This is a genomic window from Chitinophaga solisilvae (assembly GCF_009928525.1).
Lineage (GTDB): Bacteria > Bacteroidota > Bacteroidia > Chitinophagales > Chitinophagaceae > Chitinophaga > Chitinophaga solisilvae.
Window position 1 is genome coordinate 1 of the sequence record NZ_JAABOK010000038.1, and the last position, 2,577, is coordinate 2,577.

General features: G+C 48.1%; 1 rRNA gene. It reads left to right on the plus strand.

Annotated elements, in window-relative coordinates:
• Positions 1–2,507 (plus strand): 23S ribosomal RNA (locus GWG06_RS30320); the annotation flags it as partial.
• Positions 2,508–2,577: the final 70 nt, after the last annotated feature.

Below are 2,577 nucleotides of genomic sequence, written 5' to 3' on the forward strand. Positions count from 1 at the left end.
GACGTGTAGTATCCTGAGTAGCGCGGGACCGGAGGAATCCTGTGTGAAACTGCCAGCACCATCTGGTAAGGCTAAATACTCCTTAGATACCGATAGTGAACCAGTACCGTAAGGGAAAGGTGAAAAGTACTCCGAACAGGAGAGTGAAATAGTTCCTGAAACCGTGCGCTTACAAGCGGTCGGAGCCAGTAATGGTGACGGCGTGCCTTTTGCATAATGAGCCTACGAGTTACTCCTCACTGGCAAGGTTAAGGTCTTCAGTACCGGAGCCGTAGCGAAAGCGAGTTCTAACAGAGCGTACAGTCAGTGGGGGTAGACGCGAAACTTTGTGATCTATCCATGGGCAGGATGAAGGTTGGGTAAAACCAACTGGAGGTCCGAACTCATTAGCGTTGAAAAGCTATGGGATGACCTGTGGATAGGGGTGAAAGGCCAATCAAACTGAGAGATAGCTCGTTCTCCCCGAAATGTTTTTAGGAACAGCCTCGGATATAGACGTGTTATAGAGGTAGAGCTACTAATTGGGCTAGGGGGCTTCACCGCCTACCAAACCCTAATAAACTCCGAATGCTATAACATAATCTCCGGGAGTGAGGCTGTGGGCGCTAAGGTCCATGGCCGAGAGGGAAATAACCCAGACTAACAGCTAAGGTCCCTAATCGTATGTTAAGTTGAACAAACGCGGTTCAAATCCTAAAACAGCCAGGATGTTGGCTTGGAAGCAGCCATTCATTTAAAGAGTGCGTAACAGCTCACTGGTCGAGGGTTTGGGCACGGAAAATAATCGGGCATCAAACATACAACCGAAGCTTTAGGCCTCATACTTAGGTATGAGACGGTAGGGGAGCATTCTAAACTGCATCGAAGGTGTGTTGTGAGACATGCTGGAGCGTTTAGAAAAGAAAATGTAGGCATAAGTAACGATAAATAAGATGAAAAATCTTATCGCCGTAAGACTAAGGGTTCCTGATCAACGCTAATCGGATCAGGGTTAGTCGGGTCCTTAGGCAAAGCCGAGAGGCGTAGCTGATGGCAAGTTGGTGAATATTCCAACACCTGCTATAAATTCGATGGGGTAACGGAGTAGTGAAAGGACTGCGCACTTACGGAATAGTGCGTTAAAGGGTGTAGTTAAATTGTTGGTAGGAAAATCCGCCGACGATGATGAACCTGATAGTACAGCAAAGCTTCGGCCGCGCTGATAACGTCCCTAATCAGACTTCCAAGAAAAACCTCTAAGGTTCGTTTATAGCAGCCCGTACCGTAAACCGACACAGGTAGTCGAGATGAATATTCTCAGGCGCTCGAGTGATCCGTGGTAAAGGAACTAGGCAAATTGACGCTGTAACTTCGGGATAAGGCGTACCGCAGTGATGCGGTCTCAGTAAAATGGTCCAACCAACTGTTTAACAAAAACACAGGGCCCTGCAAAATCGAAAGATGACGTATAGAGCCTGATACCTGCCCGGTGCTGGAAGGTTAAGGAAGGATGTTCGGGGTAACCCAAAGCTTCTGACTGAAGCCCCAGTAAACGGCGGCCGTAACTATAACGGTCCTAAGGTAGCGAAATTCCTTGTCGGGTAAGTTCCGACCTGCACGAATGGTCTAATGAGTTGGACACTGTCTCTACCACGAGCTCGGTGAAATTGTAGTATCGGTGAAGATGCCGGTTAATCGCAACGGGACGGAAAGACCCCGTGAACCTTCACTACAACTTAACATTGATTTTGAATGCCAGATGTGTAGGATAGTTGGGAGACTATGAAGCAGCTTCGCCAGGAGTTGTGGAGTCATCGTTGAAATACCAACCTTCTGTTATTTAGAGTCTAATCCCTTAACGGGGAGACATTGTTTGGTGGGTAGTTTGACTGGGGTGGTCGCCTCCTAAAAGGTAACGGAGGCTCGCAAAGGTACCCTCAGTACGGTTGGTAATCGTACGCAGAGCGCATTAGTAAAAGGGTGCTTGACTGTGAGGCAAACAAGCCGAGCAGGAGCGAAAGCTGGCTAAAGTGATCCGGTGGTTCTGCATGGAAGGGCCATCGCTCAAAGGATAAAAGGTACTCCGGGGATAACAGGCTGATCTCACCCAAGAGCTCATATCGACGGTGAGGTTTGGCACCTCGATGTCGGTTCGTCACATCCTGGGGCTGGAGAAGGTCCCAAGGGTTCGGCTGTTCGCCGATTAAAGTGGCACGTGAACTGGGTTCAGAACGTCGCAAGACAGTTCGGTCCCTATCTGTTGTGATCGTTAGTAAATTGAGAGGACATGACCTTAGTACGAGAGGACCGGGTCGTACGTACCGCTGGTGTATCTGTTGTGCCGCCAGGTGCAGTGCAGAGTAGCTATGTACGGATAGGATAAACGCTGAAAGCATCTAAGCGTGAAACCTGCTTCAAGATGAGTTTACTTTTAAGGGCCGTCGGAGACTACGACGTTGATAGGTTACAGGTGTAAGGGTGGTAACATCGCAGCCGAGTAATACTAATTGCCCGTAAGCTTTAATTTTCTTTTATTACGCTTAAGTTCGTATACAACTATTTCCCGATATGTTATCTTATTAGTAAATGCTGGAATCA